The sequence below is a fragment of the Brevibacterium salitolerans genome (assembly GCF_039531405.1).
In the GTDB taxonomy this organism is placed as follows: Bacteria; Actinomycetota; Actinomycetes; order Actinomycetales; family Brevibacteriaceae; genus Brevibacterium; species Brevibacterium salitolerans.
Genome location: NZ_BAAAPZ010000019.1, coordinates 258832 through 278011, shown reverse-complemented (window position 1 = coordinate 278011; position 19180 = coordinate 258832). Strand labels below are relative to the sequence as shown.

The following is a 19180-nucleotide window of genomic DNA, read 5'->3' as shown; positions in this document are numbered from 1 at the left end:
GCACCATGATTCTGCGCAGAGCACGTGAGCGGGTCGATGTGGAGCAGCGGGTGGGGCCCGCTGTCCTGCGGGTCGACCGGCGGACTAAGGACCTCACGAAAAGACTTCAGCCCGGCGACATCGCCGTGATCCGTCACTCCGACATCGACCGCGTGTCCGCGGAGGCGCTCGTGGCGTGCAGGCCCGCGGCCGTGGTGAATGCGCACAGGTCGGTGTCCGGCCGGTACCCTAACCTGGGCCCGGGCATCATCGTCGCCGCGGGGATCCCGCTGGTCGACGACGCGGGCGAGGAGCTCTTCGACGGCAGGCTCACGGAGGGGGAGGAGTACTCGCTCGAGGAGGGCTCGCTGCTCTCCGGCGGGGAGGTGGTCGCCACCGGCACGGTGCAGACGACAGACACGATCGACCGTGCCACCACCGCCGCCGAGGCGGGCATGGGCGAGGTCCTCGTGGACTTCGTCGACAACACCATCGAGTACATCCGCAAGGACTCCGATCTCCTCGCCGACGACTTCGAGGTGCCTCTCGTCCGCACGTCCTTCGCCGGACGGCACGCGCTCATCGTCGTCCGCGGGTACCACTACAAGGAGGACCTCGCGATGCTGTCCACCTACATCCGGGAGCACCGCCCCGTGCTCATCGGCGTGGACGGCGGAGCGGACGCGATCCTCGAGGCCGGTCTCAGCCCGGACATGATCGTGGGCGACATGGACTCGGTGTCCGACGCAGCGCTCACCTCCGGTGCGGAGCTGGTCGTCCATGCCTACCGCGACGGGCGCGCGCCAGGCGTGGAGCGGCTCACGGACCTGGGGCTGGACTGCGTGAAGTTCCCCGCCTCCGGCACGAGCGAGGACATCGCCATGCTGCTGGCCGACGACAAGGGGGCGGAGCTCATCGTCGCGGTGGGCACCCACGACACCCTCATCGAGTTCCTGGACAAGGGCCGCAAGGGCATGGCCTCGACGTTCCTCACCCGGCTGCGAGTGGGGAGCAAGCTCATCGACGCGAAGGGCGTCTCCCTGCTCTACCGGCAGCGGATCGGCGCCTGGCAGCTGGTGCTGCTGGCGGTCGCCGGGCTCATCGCGCTGGGCGCGGCGCTGTCCGCCACCGCCGCGGGCCAGACCCTGCTGGGGCTCGTCATGGCCCAGCTCGACGGATTCTTCCAGTGGATCGCCTCCCTCTTCGGGGGCTCCGCAGACGCGGTGGGCCTCGGTCTGCCGCCGCACGTCCCCGCCGGGAGCGTCGCCGCAGGCGAGCTCCCGGCATCCGCACACCTTCGAGGACTGAGCCAGCCGTGATCGACTTCCGCTACCATCTCGTCTCCCTCATCTCGGTGTTCCTCGCGCTCGCGGTGGGCATCGTGCTGGGGGCCGGCCCGCTCAAGGAGCCCATCGGCTCCTCGCTGCAGAGCCAGGTCGACGCACTCCGCACGGATCGCGACGGCCTCCGTGCCGACCTCGAGCACGCGCAGAACGACGCGGACCAGCTCACCGCGTTCGTGGAGGCCAGCGCGGAGGACCTCCTCTCCGAGAAGCTCAGCGACACCGCGATCACGGTCGTCCGCCTGCCCGGCGCGGACGGAGCGCAGGCCGAGGCGGTGGTGGACCGGATCGGCACCGCGGGCGGCACCGTGGCCTCGGACGCGGAACTCGCGGAGGCAGCCCTGGCCCCGGCCGGGGCGGAGCTGCTCGCACAGCTGCGCGAGCTCGACGACAGCCTGCCGCAGGACGACGCCGCGGTGCTGCGGACGGCACTCGTGCACGCCCTGGCACCGGCGGACCCCGAGGCCGGGGACGAGGCAGCGGAGGAGGGCGCGGAGCCCACCGCCGATCCCGGCGAGGACGCCGGGGCGAAGACCAGCTCCGTGAGCGAGGAGACGGCCGCGGGGCTCTTCTCCGCGCTCACGGAGGCCGGTGTCATCGCCTCCGGCGACCGCGGATCCGCCGACGCCGTCGTCATGATCGCCCCCGTGGACCCGGCCGAGGCCGCAGCGGAGGACCCCGGCGCGGACGGCGTGCCCGGTTCCGAGGACACCGCAGAGGGCGGGGAGTCCGCGGAGGCGACCGAGACCGCGGCACCGGAGGAGGCCGCCGCCGAACTCACGGCCGGAGCAGACCTCGCCCGCGATTTCGCAGGTGCGAGCCGGACCGTCGTGGCGGGCTCGCGCGCCTCCGCCGTGCAGGGCCTCCTGGCGGAGCTGCGCAACGACGGCGAGGGGCTGAGCACCGTGGATTCGCTCGACCTCGCCGCCGGTGCCGTCATCGTCCCCCTGGCCCTGGAGGCCGCAGTCGAGGGCCGTGCGGGGAACTACGGGACTACGCAGTCGTCCGATTCCGTCCTTCCGGAGGCGCCATGATCCGCACACTCGCACGCACCGGCCTCGCGGCCGCGGCCGGAGCGCTCGCCGCCGCGGGCGTGAACGCGCTCCGCACCCGTGCGGAGGAGCGCATGCCGTCCCTCGTCCGCACCAATCACGCGGGGAACCCGGTCTCGCTGCTGGAGGGACCCGCACAGACGGCGGGGCTGCTCGCGGCGTGCGTCCTCGTCCCGGGTGCTGCGAACCGCACGGCCTGCCTGCTGGCGGTGGGTGCCGCGGGAGCGCTGGGCGCCAATGACGACTTCCGGGAGACGGGTGCGTCCAAGGGGCTGCGCGGACATCTCAGCGCGCTGGCACGCGGCGAGGTCACCACGGGGGCGCTCAAGGTCATCGGCATTCCCCTGGCCTCCGTGGCCGCCTGCGCCCTGCTCCGCAGGGACGCGGACACCGTCGCCGGGAGGGCCGTCGACGCCGTGCTGGCCGGCGGGGTCGTGGCAGGCACCGCGAACCTCATGAATCTGCTGGATCTGCGCCCCGGCCGCGCGCTCAAGGCCGGGGCCGTGATCCTCGACCTCCAGACGACGGCCTCGGTGCTGGGACGGCTGGGTGCGAAGGGCGAGTCGCGCGGCGGAGCGCAGGCGGGCAGGGCCAGTGGGGCACTGCTCGGCGGAGTCGTGGGCACCACCGCGGTGCTGCTGCCGGACGACCTCGGCGGGAGGAGCATGCTGGGCGACACGGGGGCCAACGCGCTCGGTGCGGCACTGGGCCTGCGCAGCGCCCTCACGGCCTCCCGCGGACGGCTGATCTGCGAGCTCGCACTCCTGGCCGGGCTCACGCTCGCCAGCGAGAAGGTCTCCTTCACCCGCGTCATCGAGGCGACTCCCGGGCTGCGCGAACTCGACGCACTCGGCCGCTGATGCCCCGTCTGCTCCGGTTCGCGGCCTCGGCCGCGCTGCTCGTCTCCGCGGCCACACTGGTCTCGCGGCTGTTCGGCTTCGTCCGCTGGGTGGCCTTCTCGCCCACCGTGGGCGCCGGAGCGGTGGGCACGGCCTACCAGTCCGCCAACCAGATCCCCAACATCCTCTACGAGGTGGTGGCCGGCGGCGCGCTCGCCGGCGCTGTGGTGCCGCTGCTGGCCGCGCCGCTCGCCCTGGCGCAGCGGAAGGCGGGGGAGACCGGCCCCGGCGGCTCAGCGGAGTCCGGGGGCACCGCCGAGGCCGCCCGCGCCGAGGCCTCCCGCATCGCGTCCGCACTGCTCACCTGGTCCGTGACCCTCACGCTGCCCCTGGCCGCGGCCGTCATGGTCCTCCACGCCCCGCTCGCGGCGCTCATCACCCCGACGGACGCGCCGGGGTCGACGGCATTCATCTCCGGCTTCCTCCTCGTGTTCGCGCCGCAGCTCGTGCTCTACGCCGTGGGCGGCGTGCTCACCGGTGTCCTGCAGGCGCACCGGCGCTTCCTCTGGCCGGCCTTCATGCCGCTCGTGTCCTCGCTCATCGTGATCGGCGTCTACGCCGGCTACGCGGTGCTGCGCGGCCCGGAGTCCGCAGCGCCGGCGGACAGCGCGCTGGCGCTGCTGGGCTGGGGCACGACGGCGGGCGTGGCCGCGATGACGCTCCCGCTCGCGCTGCCGGCGCGATCCACGGGGATCCGCTTCCGGCCCACCTGGTCGTTCCCCCCGGGGGTGGCGCGGCGCGCGGTGAAGCTCGCCGGGGCGGGGATGTCCGTGCTGCTGGCCCAGCAGCTCGCGACCCTGGTCATCCTCATGGTGTCCAACAAGGTGGGCGGCAGCGGCGTCTTCGCGGTGTTCGGGTACGTGCAGGCCGTCTATCTGCTGCCCTACGCCGTGCTCGCGGTGCCCGTGGCGACCGTCGCCTTCCCCAAGCTCGCGGGGCTCGTCGCGGAGACGGGGCCCGCCGGGCCCACGGATGCCTTCATCGCGGGCACCACCCGGCTGGTGGTCCTCCTGGGCCTCACCGGGGCCGCGGTGCTCGCGGCGGCCTCGGCCCCGCTGCAGGTCTTCTTCTCCACGCTGGACACCGCGCACGGCGAGTCCGCCCCGATCTTCTCCGCCCTGGGCCTCACGGTCGTCGTCATCGCCGCCGCGGTGCCGGGCTGGTGCATGGTCGCGTGGGGGACGCGGGTCTTCTACGCGCTGGAGCGCTCCCGGTTCGCCACCCTCTCCGCCGCGGCGGGCTGGTCCCTCGTGGCGGTGTCCGTCCTTGCGGCCGTCCCCTTCGTGGCGGCGGCGCCCGGCCCGCGGACCCTCGTGGCGCTGGGCGCCGCGCATGCCGTGGGCATGACGGTGGCGGGCGTCTGCCTGCTCGCCGGCATCGCCCGGGTGCGCGGACGCGGTGCGCTCGCGGGCCTGCCGCGCACGCTCGTCGTCGGCGTGGTGGGCGCCGCCGGGGGCGGCGCCGCGGGCTTCCTCGTCGCCCGGCTCGCCCTGGCCGGATCGGGCGGGCTGCCGTTCCCGCCCGCGGTCCTCGCCGTCCTCGCCGGGCTCTGCGCCGGTCTCGTGGCCGTGGCCGTCACCGGCGCGGTCGCCTTCGCCCTCGATCGCGGGGCGCTGGCGCAGGCCCGTGCCCTGCGGTGATCCTGAGCCGCCGCTGGCGTGAGCCCCGCTAGACTCGCCCCATGCGGATTCTCCTTGTGCTCGGGACCTCCACGGGAGGGGTCGGAACCCACGTCGCTGCGGCTGCGCGGAGCTTCGCCGCCGCCGGTCACCGGGTGGGTGTCGTGGGCCCGGCGGCCACACAGGAGCAGTTCGGCTTCGACGACAGGCCGCGGGTGATGTTCGCCCCGCTGGAGATCCCCGTGGGAGTGGGGCCCCGTGACGCGGGCACCGTGCGCCGGCTGCGCACCCTCATCCGCACCTTCCGCGCCGACGTCGTCCACGCGCACGGGTTCCGTGCCTCCCTGCTGACCTCCGCGGCGCTCACCGGCATGCGGAAGCGCCCCCGCTTCCTCTCCAGCTGGCACAACACGATCATGAGCACGGGCGGGCGTGAGCGGATGGAGCGGCTCGTCGCTGCCCGGATCGCGAGGACCGCGGACACCGTGCTGGGTGCCAGCGAGGACCTCGTGGACCTCGCCCGGGAGCTGGGCGCCTCCCACACCGGCCTCGCCCCGGCGGCCGCGCCCTCCCCGCGCTTCGGCGACGACATCCACGCGGGCCTGCTGCGGGCGCGCCTGGCCCGCGAGCTCGGCTTCGACCGCGACGGCCTCATCCTCCTGGCGGTGGGCCGGATCGCGCCGCAGAAGGACTACGGCGTCCTCATCGACGCGCTGGCGGAGCTCGCCGCGGACCACCCCGAGGTGCAGTGCCTGGTGGCCGGCGCGCAGGACGACGCCGAACGTGCGCGCCTGGACGCGCGCATCGAGGAGCACGCGCGTGCCGGGAGGCGGCCCTCCCTCCACTTCCTCGGCCAGCGCGGGGACGTGGGAGCCCTCAACCAGCTCGCCGATGCCTTCGTGCTCACGAGCAGGTGGGAGGCCCGGGCCCTCGTCCTGCAGGAGGCCCTGCTCACCGGCAAGGCCATCGTCGCCACGGCCACGGGCGGCACGCCCGGGCTCGTGGGCGATGCCGGACTGCTGGTGCCCGCCGGCGATCCCGCGGCCTTCGCCGCCGCGCTCCGGAGGGTCGTCGAGGATCCCGCCCTGCGCGAGGAGCTGGGACACCGCGCCGCCCAGCGCGCGCTGGACCTGCCGGACGAGGCGCAGGCGGCGGAGCTCCTCCTCACGGAGTACGAGGCGGCGCGCGCACGCGGATGAGCGGACGGAGGACACGCACGCGCACGCGCGCGGAGGCGCACCGGTAGTCTTGTCACCAGCGCGGCCGGAACGCGGCCGCAGTCCCATCGTGACGTCCGGGAAGGATCCGCACATGCACGCAGACCACGGCCAGGTCGAGCCCGCGCTCGCTCAGACCCGCATCCTCCATGTCCTCGCAGAGGCACAGGGGCCGGTGGGGGAGGTCGCTGCGTCCGCGGCGCAGGCGCACGCCGGCAGCGGTCTGAAGGTGGGCGTGGCGGCGCGCCCGTCGGTGCTCGAGGAGCTGGGCTTCGCGCCGGCGACCTCCCCGCGCGGGGGCACCTCCCCGGCCATGGGCTACGACCGGGAGCGCGATCTCGCCGCGGTCAGCCTGCCGGTGCGCGACCACGTCGCCCTCGGCGATCCCGGCACCGTGCTGGACCTCCACCGGCTCTACCGCCACGTGGACCTCGTCCACGCCCACGGCCTCCACGCCGCCGCTCTCGCCGGCACCGCGATGACCGGGCTCCCCGCCTCGCGCCGGCCCGCGCTGGTGGCGACGGTGGGCCGGTTCCGCCCCCAGAGCACCCTGGACGCGGCTTCCGCCGCCGTCGTCGCCCGGACCGCCGCCGCCGTGCTGGGGACCACGGCGCCGGTGGTCGACCGCTTCGTCGACGAGGTGCCGGTCGCGGAACGCGCGCGCCTGCTCAGCCCGGACCTCTCCACGCGGCTCGCCCCGGCCGTGAGCAGGCGGCAGGTCCGGGAGAACCTCGAGGTGCCGGACGGCGCGTTCCTCGTGGCCTCCCCGCTGGCGGTGGCGGACGGCGACGCCCTCACCACCTTCCTCGACGCCGCCGTCTCCCTGGCGGAGCACCGGCAGGACCGCCATGTGGTGTTCGCCCTCACCGGCTCCGGCCGTGAGCGCGGCCTGGTGCGCTCCGCGTTCGTGGGCCGCTGCCCCGTGGTGCTCGCCGACGAGGGCTCCGCGGTGGACGTCCTCGCCGCCGCCGATGTGGTGGTCGCCACCGCGGACATGGGGCCGATGGAGCCGGAGGCGCTCATGCAACTGGCCCGCCCCTCGATCGTGCTGGGCGATGAGCGCACCGCGCGGCCGTGGGGCGAGGCGGCCCCGCGCGTGGACGCCGATGACACGCACGCACTGGTGCAGCGGATCAGCGCCTTCCTCGACTCCCCGGCCGGGCGCGTGAGCGCAGGATTCGCCGCCCGGCGCCGCGTGGACGACGTCTCCTCGGCGGAGCTCGTCGCCGCGGACCTGCTCGACGTCTACGCCGCCGCTCTGGCGCACCGCCGCTGACGGCGCGCCTCCCGGCCCTGCCTCCCGCGGGCGGCTGACTCCCAGGAAGCTGTAACGCGATGGAAACTCCGGACCGAGGTCCGCGGGGGCGGGCGCTGGTAGAGTGGAAGTCCGTGGTGAATCGATTGAGCACAGACGGTGCGACCAGTACACGACACATCTTCGTCACCGGCGGAGTCGCCTCCTCCCTGGGGAAGGGGCTGACGGCCTCCAGCCTCGGTCACCTGCTCTCGCAGCGCGGCCTCGCCGTGACCATGCAGAAGCTCGACCCCTATCTCAACGTGGATCCGGGCACCATGAACCCGTTCCAGCACGGCGAGGTCTTCGTGACCGACGACGGAGCGGAGACGGATCTCGACATCGGCCACTACGAGCGCTTCCTCGACCGCTCGCTGGACGCCTCGGCCAATGTGACCACGGGCCAGGTGTACTCCTCCGTCATCGCCAAGGAGCGGCGCGGCGCCTACCTGGGCGACACGGTCCAGGTCATCCCGCACATCACGGACGAGATCAAGGCCCGCATGCGGGCGCAGGCCCAGCGCACGGACGGTGAGGCGCCGGACGTCATCATCACGGAGATCGGCGGCACGGTGGGCGACATCGAATCGCTGCCGTTCCTCGAGGCCGCGCGCCAGGTCCGGCACGACATCGGCCGGGACGACGTCTTCTTCGTCCACGTCTCCCTCGTGCCCTATCTGGCCCCCAGCGGGGAGCTCAAGACCAAGCCCACCCAGCACTCCGTGGCGCAGCTGCGGTCCATCGGCATCACGCCGGACGCCATCGTCCTGCGGGCGGACCGGCCGCTGCCGGAGTCCATCTGCGACAAGATCGCCGCCTCCTGCGACGTGGAGCCCGAAGCCGTCGTCCCCTGCGTCGATGCGCGCAGCATCTACGACATCCCGACCGTGCTCCACTCCGGCGGGCTGGACGCCTACGTCATCCGCCGCCTCGGCCTGCCGCTGGGGGAGATGGACTGGGCCCGGTGGAACGCCGTGCTCGCGCAGGTGCACAATCCCTCGCACACCGTGACGGTGGGGCTCGTGGGCAAGTACGTGGATCTGCCGGACGCCTACCTCTCCGTCACGGAGGCGCTGCGCCACGGCGGGTTCGCCCACGGTGCGCGCGTGGAGATCCGCTGGGTCGCCTCCGACAGCTGTGAGACGCCGGAGGGAGCGGCCGAGCAGCTCGCCGGCCTCGACGCCGTCTGCGTGCCCGGCGGTTTCGGCATCCGCGGGATCGAGGGCAAGCTGGGCGCGCTGCGCCACGCGCGTCTGCACGGCATCCCCACCCTGGGTCTGTGCCTGGGCATGCAGTGCATGGTCATCGAGTACGCCCGCACGGAGCTCGGCCTCAGCGAGGCCTCCTCGACGGAGTTCGACCCGGCCACGACGGAGCCGGTCGTCGCGACGATGGCCGAGCAGCGGTCCGTGGTGGACGGCGAGGGAGACCTCGGCGGCACCATGCGGCTGGGACTGTACCCGGCGGCCCTCACCCCGGGCAGCGTCGTCGCCGGCGCCTACGGTGCCGCGGAGGCCTCGGAGCGCCACCGTCACCGCTACGAGGTGGCCAATGCCTACCGCGACCGCCTCGCCGCGGCCGGCCTCGTGTTCTCCGGCACCTCCCCGGACGGCGAGCTCGTGGAGTTCGTCGAGGTGCCCGCCTCCGCCCATCCCTACTACGTGGGCACCCAGGCGCACCCGGAGCTGCGCAGCCGTCCCACCCGCCCCCACCCGCTCTTCGCCGGGCTCGTGCAGGCGGCGCTGGCGCGGCGCGCGGAGGTCGCATGAGCGCGGATCGCCCCCGTGCGGACCCGCCCCCTGCGGACCCGCCTCTCGCGGACCTGCCGGTCGAGGTGCCGGTCTCCGCGCGGGAGACCGTCTACTCCGGCTTCGTCTGGGACATCGTCCGGGAGACCTTCGAACTGCCGGAGTCCGCGCGTCCGCTCACACGCGACAAGATGGCCCACCCCGGTGCGGTCGCCGTGGCGGCGGTGGACGACGAGGACCGGATCCTCCTCCTCCAGCAGTACCGGCATCCCATCCGCACCCGCGACTGGGAGGTGCCTGCGGGTCTCCTCGACGTCAGCGGCGAGGATCCGGCCGCGGGCGCGGCCCGCGAGCTCGGGGAGGAGGCGGACCTGCGGGCCGAGGACTGGCACACGCTCGCAGATCTCTTCACCTCTCCGGGCGGTTCGGACGAGCGGGTCCGGATCTACCTGGCGCGCGGAGTCACCGCCGTGCCGGAGGAGGAGCACCACGAGCGCGAGGACGAGGAGAGCGGGATCGTGCTGCGCTGGGTGCCGCTGGACGAGGCGCGCGACGCCGTGCTCGGCGGACGCGTGCGGAACGCGATCGCCGCACTCGCCGTCTTCCACGCCCACGCGGCGCGCAGCCGCGGCTGGACCGGACTGCGCCCGGCGGACGCCCCCTGGGAGGATCGTGGCGCGGCACGGAGCTGAGCTGCTGCCGGAGGGGCCGTCCGGCCTCGTCCGCCCTGCGGCGGACTACCTGGCGCACATCGAGCTGGAGCGCGGGCTCTCCCGCAACACGGTCGACGCCTATGCGCGGGATCTCGCACGGTACCTCACGTGGCTCGACCGGCGGGGAGTGCGCGCGTTCGAGGAGGTGACGGCCGAGGACGCGCTCGCCTTCCGTGCGGCACTCGCGGACTCCGGTCTCGCACCGGCCTCCACCGCACGGATCGCGGTGGCAGTCCGCCGCCTCCACGACCACCTGGTCGCCGAGGGCACCGCCGCGGCGGACCCGGTGGCCCAGCTCTCGCCGCCGGCACTGCGCGACAGCCTCCCCAAGGCCCTGCGCCTCGACGAGGTCGAGGCGATGCTCGCGCAGACGGCGGGGGAGTCCCTCGTCCAGCACCGTGCGGCCGCGCTCCTCGAGCTCCTCTACGCCACCGGCGCGCGCATCAGCGAGGCCGTGGGCCTCGACCTCGACGACCTGGACCTCGAGCACCGTCTGGTCCGGCTCTACGGCAAGGGAGGGAAGGACCGGATCGTGCCGCTGGGCTCCCACGCCGCGGAGGCACTGGGGACGTGGACGGTGCGGGACCGGCCGGCACTGGCGGCGAGGTCCGGCGGCGACCGGGGTGCGGTCTTCCTCAACCAGCGCGGCACCCGGCTGAGCCGGCAGTCCGCCTGGGCGATCGTCACGCGGGCGGCGGCGGCGGCGGGGCTGGACGAGGTCACGCCCCACACCCTCCGCCATTCGTTCGCCACCCACCTGCTGGAGGGCGGCGCGGACATCCGCGTGGTCCAGGAGCTGCTGGGGCACGCCTCCGTCGTGACCACGCAGATCTACACGAGGGTGACGGCACAGACCCTGCGAGAGGTCTACGCGTCCTCGCACCCGCGGGCGCGCTAGGCTGGGGGCCGGCGGCGCTGCGCCGGCGGCTCAGGCACACCTGCAGGCGCATCCCCGCCTGCTTTCAGATCGGCAACACAGGAGACGAGGCAGCCCGTGGCAGACGAGAGGCTCGACATCGCGGTAGAGGAGATGGGCCCCACCGGCCGTCCGATCCGGGAGTTCCCGGCACCGCCCGCGCTCGACGAGCACGGACCCGCACGCATCATCGCGATGGTGAACCAGAAGGGCGGAGTGGGCAAGACCACCTCCTCGATCAACCTGGGCGCCGCGCTCGCCGGCTACGGCCGCAGGGTCCTCCTCGTGGACTTCGACCCGCAGGGCGCGCTGTCCGTGGGGCTGGGCATCAACCCGCACGCGCTGGACCGGACCGTGTACGACGTGCTCATGAACTCGCGGCTGGATCCGCACGAGGTCATCCACACCACGGGGGTGGAGGGCATCGACGTGATGCCTGCGAACATCGACCTCTCCGCCGCAGAGATCCAGCTGGTGGGCGAGGTGGCCCGCGAACAGGTGCTCGCCCGTGCCCTGTCCCGGGTCGAGGACGAGTACGACGTGGTGCTCGTGGACTGCCAGCCGTCGCTGGGCCTGCTCACCGTGAACGCGCTCACCGCCGCCCACGGGGTCGTGATCCCGCTCGAGACGGAGTTCTTCGCGCTGCGCGGCGTGGCGCTGCTGGTGGAGACGATCGAGAAGGTGCAGGACCGCCTCAACCCCAGCCTCCGGATCGACGGCATCCTCGCCACCATGTACGACGGCCGGACCCTGCACTCCCGCGAGGTCATCGCGAGCATCGTGGAGGCCTTCGGTGAGACGGTCTTCGACACCGTCATCAACCGGACGGTCCGCTTCCCGGACGCCTCCGTGGCGGCGGAGCCCATCACCACCTTCGCGCCCACGCACGCCGGCGCAGACGCGTATCGCCGGCTCGCGCGGGAGCTCATCTCCCGCGGCGGCTCGCCCTGAGCGTCACCGCCGAGGCAGGTTGCGGGTCCGCGCACCGCGTCTTCACCGTGGAGCTGGAGAACTTCTCCGGCCCCTTCGAGGTGCTCCTCGACCTCATCGCCAAGCGGTCGCTGGACGTCACGGAGATCGCTCTGGCGGAGGTGACGGACGAGTTCCTCGACCACGTCTCCGCCCTGCGCGGGACCCGCTCGCTGGACGAGCTCACCCACTTCCTCGTGATCGCGGCGACGCTGCTGGACCTCAAGACCGCGCGCCTGCTGCCGGGCGGCGAGGTGGACGACGAGCTCGACCTCGAGCTGCTGGAGGCCCGGGACCTGCTCTTCGCCCGGCTCCTGCAGTACCGCGCCTTCAAGGCCGTCTCCCAGGTGCTGGGGGAGCGGATGGGCACGGCCGCCCGGGCGGTGCCCCGGGCGGTGGGGCTGGAGGAGGCCTTCACCGGGCTGCTCCCGCCGCTGGAGTTCTCCACCTCGCCGCCGGTGCTCGCCGCGGTCTACGCCGCCGTGGTCTCCCGGGACCGCACGCCGCCGCAGGTCGCGCTCGACCACCTCCACGAGGCCCACGTGTCCGTCCCGGAGGAGCGGGCCCTGCTGCTGAACCGCCTGCAGGAGGCGCAGGCGGTCGAGTTCTCCGCCCTCATCGAGGACGCGGGCTCGCGGCTCGTGGTCGTCGCCCGCTTCCTCGCGGTGCTGGAACTCATCCGCGCGGACCTGGTGGAGGTGGAGCAGCCGCAGGCGCTCGGCACGCTCACGATTACGCTGCGCTCGGCACTGCCGCAGGAGCCGGCGCAGGAGGAGGGACCACATGACGGACACTGAGCAGCCCAGCGCAGAGCTCCTCACCGCGCTCGAGGCGATCCTCATGGTCACCGACCGCTCCGTGGGCGCCGGCGAGCTGGCCGAGGGCCTCGGCGTCGAGGAGGACGAGGTCGTGCTCGCCCTCGAGGAGCTGGCCGCGGACTTCGACGGTGCGCACGGTGGACGGCCCCGGGGCTTTCGGCTGACGCGCTCCGCGGGCGGCTGGCGCATCTTCAGCCGGCCCGAGCAGCACGACGTGGTTGCGACCTTCCTCACGGCCGGGCAGTCGGCGAAGCTCTCGCAGGCCGCGCTGGAGACGCTCGCGATCATCGCCTACCGGCAGCCCGTCACGCGTGCGCGGGTCTCCGCGATCCGCGGCGTCAACGTCGACGGGGTGGTCCGGACCCTGCTCATGCGGGGCCTCATCGTGGAGGCGGGGACGGAGGAGCTCACCGGCGCGGTCCGGTTCGTCACCACCCCGGCCTTCCTCGAGGCCGCCGGTCTGGGCCGGATCGAGGACCTCCCGGACATCGCCCCGTTCCTGCCGGACGGGGATGAGGCGAATCGCACAGGCGAGGCCGGTGCGGGTTCTGAGGGAGAATTGGGGATAATCGACGTATGAACTCCCATGATCCCCGCTCACCGGGCCATCGCAGCAAGCGTCCCACCCGCAGGGCGCGAGCCGGCCGCAAGCCGGTCCAGACCGGTCACGGCCCGGTCTCCGACGTGCACTCCGCGGACGGGGTGCGCCTGCAGAAGGTGCTGGCCGACGCCGGGCTGGGCTCGCGCCGGGCCTGCGAACAGCTCATCTCCGAGGGCCGCGTCGAGGTCGACGGCGTCGTCGTCACGGAGCTGGGCACCCGGATCGATCCGGAGAAGCAGACCGTCCACGTCGACACGCTGCGCATCACGGCCCACACGGACAAGGTCTACCTCGCGTTCAACAAGCCCAAGAAGGTCCTCACCTCCATGAGCGACCCGGAGGGGCGCAAGACCGTCGCGGATTACCTGAAGAACCGTCCTGAGCGCCTCTTCTACGTGGGCAGGCTCGACTACGAGACGGAGGGACTGCTGCTGCTGACGAACGACGGCGAGCTCTCCAACCGTCTCACGCACCCCCGCTACGAGGTCCCCAAGACCTACCTCGCCCAGGTGCGCGGTCCCGTCCCCAAGGACGCGGGAGCGCGCCTGCGCGACGGCATCGAGCTCGAGGACGGCATGGCGCACGTCGACTCGTTCCGGCTCCTCGACTCCACCCCGGGCAGGGCGCTCGTCGAGGTCGTCCTCCACTCCGGCCGCAACCGGATCGTGCGTCGCCTGCTCGAGGCCGTGGGCACGCCCGTGGAGCGGCTGGTGCGCACGCAGTTCGGTCCCATCGCGCTCGCGGAGCAGCGCCCGGGCAAGATGCGGGACCTGCGGCCGCACGAGGTGGGCGAGCTCATGAAGGCCGTCGATCTGTGAGCAGCTCCTCATCGCGCGGTGCGGCGGCGACCGGTGCCCTCCCGCAGCGCGTCCACATCGTGGGCGCGGGCCTGCTGGGCGCCTCGCTGGGGCTCGCGCTCACCCGCGCGGGCGCTGCGGTCACCCTGGCCGATGTCTCGCCCACCGCAGCGCAGCTCGCCGCGGACATGGGCGCCGGCACGGTCGCCGAGGCCGCCGCGGACACCCAGCTCGTCGTGGTCGCCGCGCCTCCTGACGTCACCGCCTCACTCGTCGTCGAGCATCTCCGCAGGCTGCCCGAGGCCACGGTCACGGACGTCGCGAGCGTCAAAGGCGCGCTGCTCGACGCCGTCCGCCGGTCCGTCACCGGTGCGGAGCTCGACCGCTACATCGGCTCGCACCCGATGGCCGGACGCGAACGCTCCGGTGCGATCGCGGCGCGGGTGGACCTCTTCGAGGACCGGCCGTGGGTGATCTGCTCGGACGAGGCGACCCCGCCGGAGCGGCTCGCCCAGGTCGTGGCCACGGCCTCGGCGGTGGGTTCGACGGTGCTCCACCTGGAGCCGGACTTCCACGACTCCTCCGTGGCCCGGGTCTCCCACGCCCCGCAGGTGATGTCCTCGCTGGTGGCGGCGCGGCTGGCGCGGATGCCGGTGGAGGGTGTCGCACTCGCCGGCCAGGGCCTGCGCGACGTCACCCGGATCGCGGCCTCGGACCCCGGGCTCTGGACCCAGATCCTGGCCGGCAACGCCGCGGAGGTCCGCACGGTGCTCATGGAGATCCGCGAGGACCTGGACCGCGTGATCGCCGCACTCGCGCTGGAGCCGGGTGCGCTCGCCGTCCTCGCCGGCGCGATCGCCGCCGGCAACGAGGGACAGCAGCGGATCCCGGGCAAGCACGGCCAGGCCCCCACCCAGTACGCGACGGTGACGGTGGTGATCGGCGACGAGCCGGGCAACCTCGGCCGGCTGTTCGCGGAGGTGGGCGAGCTGGGCATCAACATCGAGGACGTGCGGATCGACCACGCCACCGGGCGCCGCCTCGGAAGCCTGGACCTCTTCGTCCTGCCCGCGCACGTCCAGGATCTGGTCGACGGGCTCCTGGCCCGCGGCTGGAGGCTGCCGGACCATGCTGAGAAGCGCACAGAAGCAGACACACCGAACGAAGGACAGAGATGAGAGTCATCGCGATCGACGGACCCAGCGGAGTGGGCAAGTCCAGCACCTCCAAGGAGGTGGCGCGCCGGCTGGGCTGGGCCTACCTGGACACGGGTGCCATGTACCGGGCGATGGCATGGCTGGCGCTCAGCCGCGGCGTGAGCGATCCCGGTGACGTCGTCGAGCTGGTGCGCGGCGCGGACCTCGAGATCTCCACGGACCCGGACGGCTTCCGGATCGAGGTCGACGGCATCGACGTGACGGAGGAGATCCGCACGGACGCCGTCTCCGCCGGCGTGCAGACGGTCTCCGGCGTCCCGGAGGCCCGGGAGGAGCTCATCGAGAAGCAGCGCGAGGCCATCGCGGAGAAGCCCGCGGGCATCGTCGTGGAGGGCCGCGACATCACCACGGTCGTGGCCCCGGACGCACCGGTGCGCATCCTCATGACGGCGGACGAGGACGTGCGGATCGCACGCCGCGCCGGGGAGAACCACGGGACGGCGGACGCGGAGGCGATCGCCGCGACGCGCGCGCTCGTGGCGGACCGCGATGCGAAGGACTCGCAGACGACGAGCTTCCTCACCGCGGCGGACGGCGTCCACACCCTCGACACCACACATGTGAGCTTCGAGGAGGCCGTCGAGGCCGTCCTCGCACTGGCGAAGGAGGCCGCATGACCCGAGGCCCGAACGACATGACGGACGCGGCAGCCGAGGGTGAGGGGTTCGTCCCCGCGCCGGACGAGGACCTCGCCGCGCGGGTGGCGGACATCGACGAGGAGGATGCGCGGCTGCGCGCGGAGTCGCTGCGCTCCGGGCTGGCCGACTACGCGCTCGAGGACGACGACGCGGCACTGCTCGCGGACCTCGAGGATCCGGATGCGGAGGGCGGTCTGGTCCGCCCCGCGCCCGTGCTGGCGATCGTGGGGCGCCCCAACGTGGGCAAGTCCACGCTCGTCAACCGCATCCTGGGCCGGCGCGAGGCGGTCGTCGAGGACGTCCCCGGCGTCACCCGCGACCGCGTGCGCTACCGGGGCGAGTGGGGCGGGCGTCCGCTCACGCTCGTGGACACCGGCGGCTGGGACATCGACGCGAAGGGCATGGCCTCCCGCATCGCGGAGCAGGCGGAGGTCGCGGTGGAGCAGGCCGACGGCGTCGTCCTCGTTGTCGACGTGACCACGGGGGTGACCTCGACCGACGAGCACGTGGTGCGCATGCTCCGGCGCGCGGGCAAGCCCGTGCTGCTGGCGGCGAACAAGGTCGACGACGAGCGCGGCGAGATCGCCGCGGCGGAGCTGTGGTCCCTGGGCCTGGGCGAACCGCACCCCATCAGCGCCATGCACGGCCGGGGCGTCGCGGACTTCCTCGACGAGGTCATCGAGATGCTGCCGGAGCACTCACAGGTGGACGACGCCGAGGCTCCCGGCGGTCCGCGCCGCATCGCCCTCGTGGGCCGGCCCAACGTGGGCAAGTCCTCCCTGCTCAACCGCCTGTTCGGCAGCGAGCGGGTGCTCGTGGACAACGTCGCCGGCACCACGCGCGATCCGGTCGACGAGATCGTGGAGCTGGGCGGACGGCCCTGGCGCTTCGTCGACACGGCGGGCATCAAGAAGCGGGCCCGGCAGGCCTCGGGCGCGGACTACTACGCGGCGCTGCGCACGCAGACGGCTCTGGAGCGCGCGGAGCTCGCCCTGGTCCTGCTGGAGGCCAACGAGACGCTCAGCGAGCAGGACGTGCGGATCATCCGCAGCGCCACCGAGGCCGGCCGTGCGCTCGTGCTCGCATTCAACAAGTGGGACCTCACGGACGAGGAGCGCCGGGAGTGGCTCGCCCGGGAGATCGACAAGGACCTGGCGCACGTGGCCTGGGCCCCGCGGGTGAACATCTCCGCGAAGACCGGGCGCCACGCGGAGAAGCTGGTGCCGGCCATGGAGCGGGCGCTGGAGAACTGGGACAGGCGGATCCCCACCAGCCGCTTCAATGCGTTCCTGGGCGAACTGGTGGCGGCGAACCCGCACCCGCTGCGCGGCGGCAAGCAGCCGCGCATCCTGTTCGGCACGCAGGCCTCGAACAGGCCGCCGCACTTCGTGCTCTTCACCTCCGGGTTCCTCGACCCCGGCTACCGCAGATTCATCACCCGCCGGCTGCGTGAGACGTTCGCCTTCGAGGGCACGCCCATCGAGATCAGCATGCGGATCAGGGAGAAGCGGAAGCGCACGTGAGCGCACAGGCACCGGGGGAGGCGGGCACGGTGGGCGAGGCCCCGCCCCACGGTGACGGGGACCGGTCGCGGTCCCCGCTCCCGCGCTTCGTCACGGTGACGCTGGGCCTGGCCGGGCTGGCGATCGTCCTGCTCGTGCTGCGGCAGGTGCAGGACATCGCCGCCCCGGTGTTCCTCGCCCTCAACCTCGTGATCATCGTCCACCCGCTGCAGGCATGGCTCGTGCGGCTGCGCGTGCCGCGGTTCCTCGCCGCGATGGCGACGGTCTTCCTGGTGCTCGTGGTGCTGGCGGCCTTCTTCGCGCTGACCGCCTGGTCCATCGCGGAGCTCGTGCTCATCATGCCGGGCTATGCGAACGAGATCGTGCAGATCGTCCAGGACACGGGGGACTGGCTGGCGACGATGGGGCTCACCCCCGGCGTGCTCCAGCACCAGCTCGAGGCGCTCGACGCCTCCAGCGTGATCGCCGCGCTCGCCCCGCTGTTCTCCAATGCGACGCTCGTGCTCACACTGCTCACCACGGTGGTGATGGCGGTGTTCTTCGTCGCGCTGGACACTATCTCCTTCCCGGAGCGTCTGCGCAGCCTGACCCGGCAGCGGCCGCGCTTCGCAGTGGCCCTGACCTCGTTCTCCGCCGGCGTGCGCCGGTACTGGGTCGTGGCGACGGTGTTCGGGCTCATCGTGGCGGCGCTGGACGTGGCCGCCCTGCAGGTGATCGGCGTGCCCCTGGCGCTGGTGTGGGGCGTGCTCGCGTTCCTCACCAACTACATCCCCAACGTGGGATTCGTGATCGGCCTCGTCCCTCCGGCGCTGCTCGCACTCATGGATCAGGGCTGGGCGGCCGCAGTGTGGGTGGTCATGGCCTACAGCGTGCTCAACTTCGTCATCCAGTCCGTCATCCAGCCCAAGTTCACGGGCGAGTCCGTGGGCGTGACCCCGCTCGTGAGCTTCCTGTCGCTCCTGTTCTGGTACTGGGTGCTGGGCTGGCTGGGCGCGCTCCTGGCGCTGCCGGCCACGCTGCTGCTCAAGGCGCTGCTGGTCGACGCGGATCCGCGTGCGCGGTGGGTCAACAGCCTCATCGCCTCCGATCTGCGGACCGGCGCGGGACTGCCGGTGCGGGCCGCACCCGCGCGCCGCGGCCGGGAGGTCGTGGTGCGGTACGGTGCCTCCACTACGATGGATGCATGAATGCGAAGATCCTCACGATCCACCCCGTGGATCCGCAGCCGCGTCTCATCCGCCAGGCCGCGGAGGTCATCGCCTCCGGCGGTCTGATCGCCTACCCCACGGACTCGGGCTATGCGCTCGGGTGCGGGCTGGAGAACCGGAACGGCATCGAACGCATCCTCCGGATCCGCCAGCTGGACCAGAAGCACCACTTCACCCTCATGTGCCACGACTTCGCGCAGCTGGGGCAGTTCGTCATCATCGACAACGCCGCCTTCCGCGCCGTGAAGGCGCTCACCCCCGGCCCGTACACCTTCATCATGAAGGCGACGAAGGAGGTGCCGCGGAAGATGATGCACCCCAAGAAGCACTCGGTGGGCGCCCGCATCCCGCAGAACCCCACGGCGCTCGCCCTCGTCGAGGAGGTGGGGGAGCCGATCCTCTCGTCCACGCTCATCCTGCCCGGCCATGAGGACGCGATGACGGATTCGCTCGAGGTCTCCGACGAGATCGGACACGAGGTGGACCTCATCGTGGATTCCGGCGAGCCGGGCACGGAGCCCACCTCCGTCATCGACTTCACGGAGGGCTCCGCGGTCGTCCGGCGCGAGGGCGCCGGCGACGTCTCCCGGTTCGAGTGAGGGGGATGCCGCCGGTGCGGCTCGGCCGCT

18 protein-coding genes are annotated in these 19180 nt (G+C 73.1%); all 18 read left to right on the top strand.

Going from position 1 to position 19180, the window contains the following annotated elements:
• The first annotated feature begins 5 nt into the window (after nt 1-5).
• The gene (steA, locus tag ABD240_RS16760; protein ID WP_291798539.1) at nt 6-1298 is read left to right on the top strand and encodes a putative cytokinetic ring protein SteA; all 1293 of its coding nucleotides are present in this window, start codon (nt 6-8) and stop codon (nt 1296-1298) included.
• A complete protein-coding gene (locus ABD240_RS16755; RefSeq protein ID WP_291798542.1) occupies nt 1295-2356 on the top strand; it encodes a copper transporter in 1062 nt (353 codons plus the stop codon). The genes steA and ABD240_RS16755 overlap by 4 nt, the downstream gene beginning before the upstream one ends.
• A complete protein-coding gene (locus ABD240_RS16750) occupies nt 2353-3234 on the top strand; it encodes a hypothetical protein (protein ID WP_344338715.1) in 882 nt (293 codons plus the stop codon). Before ABD240_RS16755 ends, ABD240_RS16750 begins: the two co-directional genes overlap by 4 nt.
• Nucleotides 3234-4913 (top strand): murein biosynthesis integral membrane protein MurJ, encoded by a 1680-nt coding sequence (murJ, locus tag ABD240_RS16745; protein WP_344338713.1) that lies wholly within the window; start codon nt 3234-3236, stop codon nt 4911-4913. Before ABD240_RS16750 ends, murJ begins: the two co-directional genes overlap by 1 nt.
• A gap of 41 nt (nt 4914-4954) precedes the next feature.
• Complete coding sequence (locus ABD240_RS16740; RefSeq protein ID WP_344338711.1) at nt 4955-6091, top strand: glycosyltransferase family 4 protein; 1137 nt, start codon at nt 4955-4957, stop codon at nt 6089-6091.
• A 112-nt stretch (nt 6092-6203) separates the two neighbouring features.
• Complete coding sequence (locus ABD240_RS16735) at nt 6204-7385, top strand: glycosyltransferase (protein WP_344338709.1); 1182 nt, start codon at nt 6204-6206, stop codon at nt 7383-7385.
• Between the two features lie 59 nt (nt 7386-7444).
• Nucleotides 7445-9172 carry a CTP synthase gene (gene pyrG, locus ABD240_RS16730; protein WP_344338707.1) on the top strand — a complete coding sequence of 576 codons (1728 nt, stop codon included), beginning with the start codon at nt 7445-7447 and terminating at the stop codon, nt 9170-9172.
• Nucleotides 9169-9843 carry an NUDIX domain-containing protein gene (locus ABD240_RS16725; protein WP_291794711.1) on the top strand — a complete coding sequence of 225 codons (675 nt, stop codon included), beginning with the start codon at nt 9169-9171 and terminating at the stop codon, nt 9841-9843. The genes pyrG and ABD240_RS16725 overlap by 4 nt, the downstream gene beginning before the upstream one ends.
• Complete coding sequence (locus tag ABD240_RS16720; RefSeq protein WP_291794712.1) at nt 9824-10762, top strand: tyrosine recombinase; 939 nt, start codon at nt 9824-9826, stop codon at nt 10760-10762. The genes ABD240_RS16725 and ABD240_RS16720 overlap by 20 nt, the downstream gene beginning before the upstream one ends.
• Before the next feature lie 132 nt (nt 10763-10894).
• Nucleotides 10895-11731 carry a ParA family protein gene (locus ABD240_RS16715; protein ID WP_291794724.1) on the top strand — a complete coding sequence of 279 codons (837 nt, stop codon included), beginning with the start codon at nt 10895-10897 and terminating at the stop codon, nt 11729-11731.
• A gap of 47 nt (nt 11732-11778) precedes the next feature.
• Nucleotides 11779-12546 carry a segregation and condensation protein A gene (locus ABD240_RS16710; RefSeq protein ID WP_291794713.1) on the top strand — a complete coding sequence of 256 codons (768 nt, stop codon included), beginning with the start codon at nt 11779-11781 and terminating at the stop codon, nt 12544-12546.
• Nucleotides 12533-13147: an SMC-Scp complex subunit ScpB gene (scpB, locus tag ABD240_RS16705; RefSeq protein ID WP_344338704.1), complete on the top strand. Its 615-nt coding sequence runs from the start codon at nt 12533-12535 to the stop codon at nt 13145-13147. Before ABD240_RS16710 ends, scpB begins: the two co-directional genes overlap by 14 nt.
• On the top strand, nt 13144-13986 hold the full coding sequence (locus tag ABD240_RS16700; protein ID WP_291794715.1) for a pseudouridine synthase: 843 nt from the start codon (nt 13144-13146) through the stop codon (nt 13984-13986). Before scpB ends, ABD240_RS16700 begins: the two co-directional genes overlap by 4 nt.
• A complete protein-coding gene (locus tag ABD240_RS16695) occupies nt 13983-15143 on the top strand; it encodes a prephenate dehydrogenase (RefSeq protein ID WP_344338701.1) in 1161 nt (386 codons plus the stop codon). The genes ABD240_RS16700 and ABD240_RS16695 overlap by 4 nt, the downstream gene beginning before the upstream one ends.
• Entirely contained in the window at nt 15140-15799 is a 660-nt protein-coding gene (gene cmk, locus ABD240_RS16690) for a (d)CMP kinase (protein WP_344338699.1), read from the top strand. Before ABD240_RS16695 ends, cmk begins: the two co-directional genes overlap by 4 nt.
• 17 nt (nt 15800-15816) lie before the next feature.
• Entirely contained in the window at nt 15817-17343 is a 1527-nt protein-coding gene (gene der / locus ABD240_RS16685) for a ribosome biogenesis GTPase Der (RefSeq protein ID WP_291794725.1), read from the top strand.
• Nucleotides 17340-18530, top strand: coding sequence for an AI-2E family transporter (locus ABD240_RS16680; RefSeq protein WP_344338697.1), 1191 nt, complete (start codon nt 17340-17342; stop codon nt 18528-18530). Before der ends, ABD240_RS16680 begins: the two co-directional genes overlap by 4 nt.
• Complete coding sequence (locus ABD240_RS16675; RefSeq protein WP_291794719.1) at nt 18527-19150, top strand: L-threonylcarbamoyladenylate synthase; 624 nt, start codon at nt 18527-18529, stop codon at nt 19148-19150. Before ABD240_RS16680 ends, ABD240_RS16675 begins: the two co-directional genes overlap by 4 nt.
• Nucleotides 19151-19180: the final 30 nt, after the last annotated feature.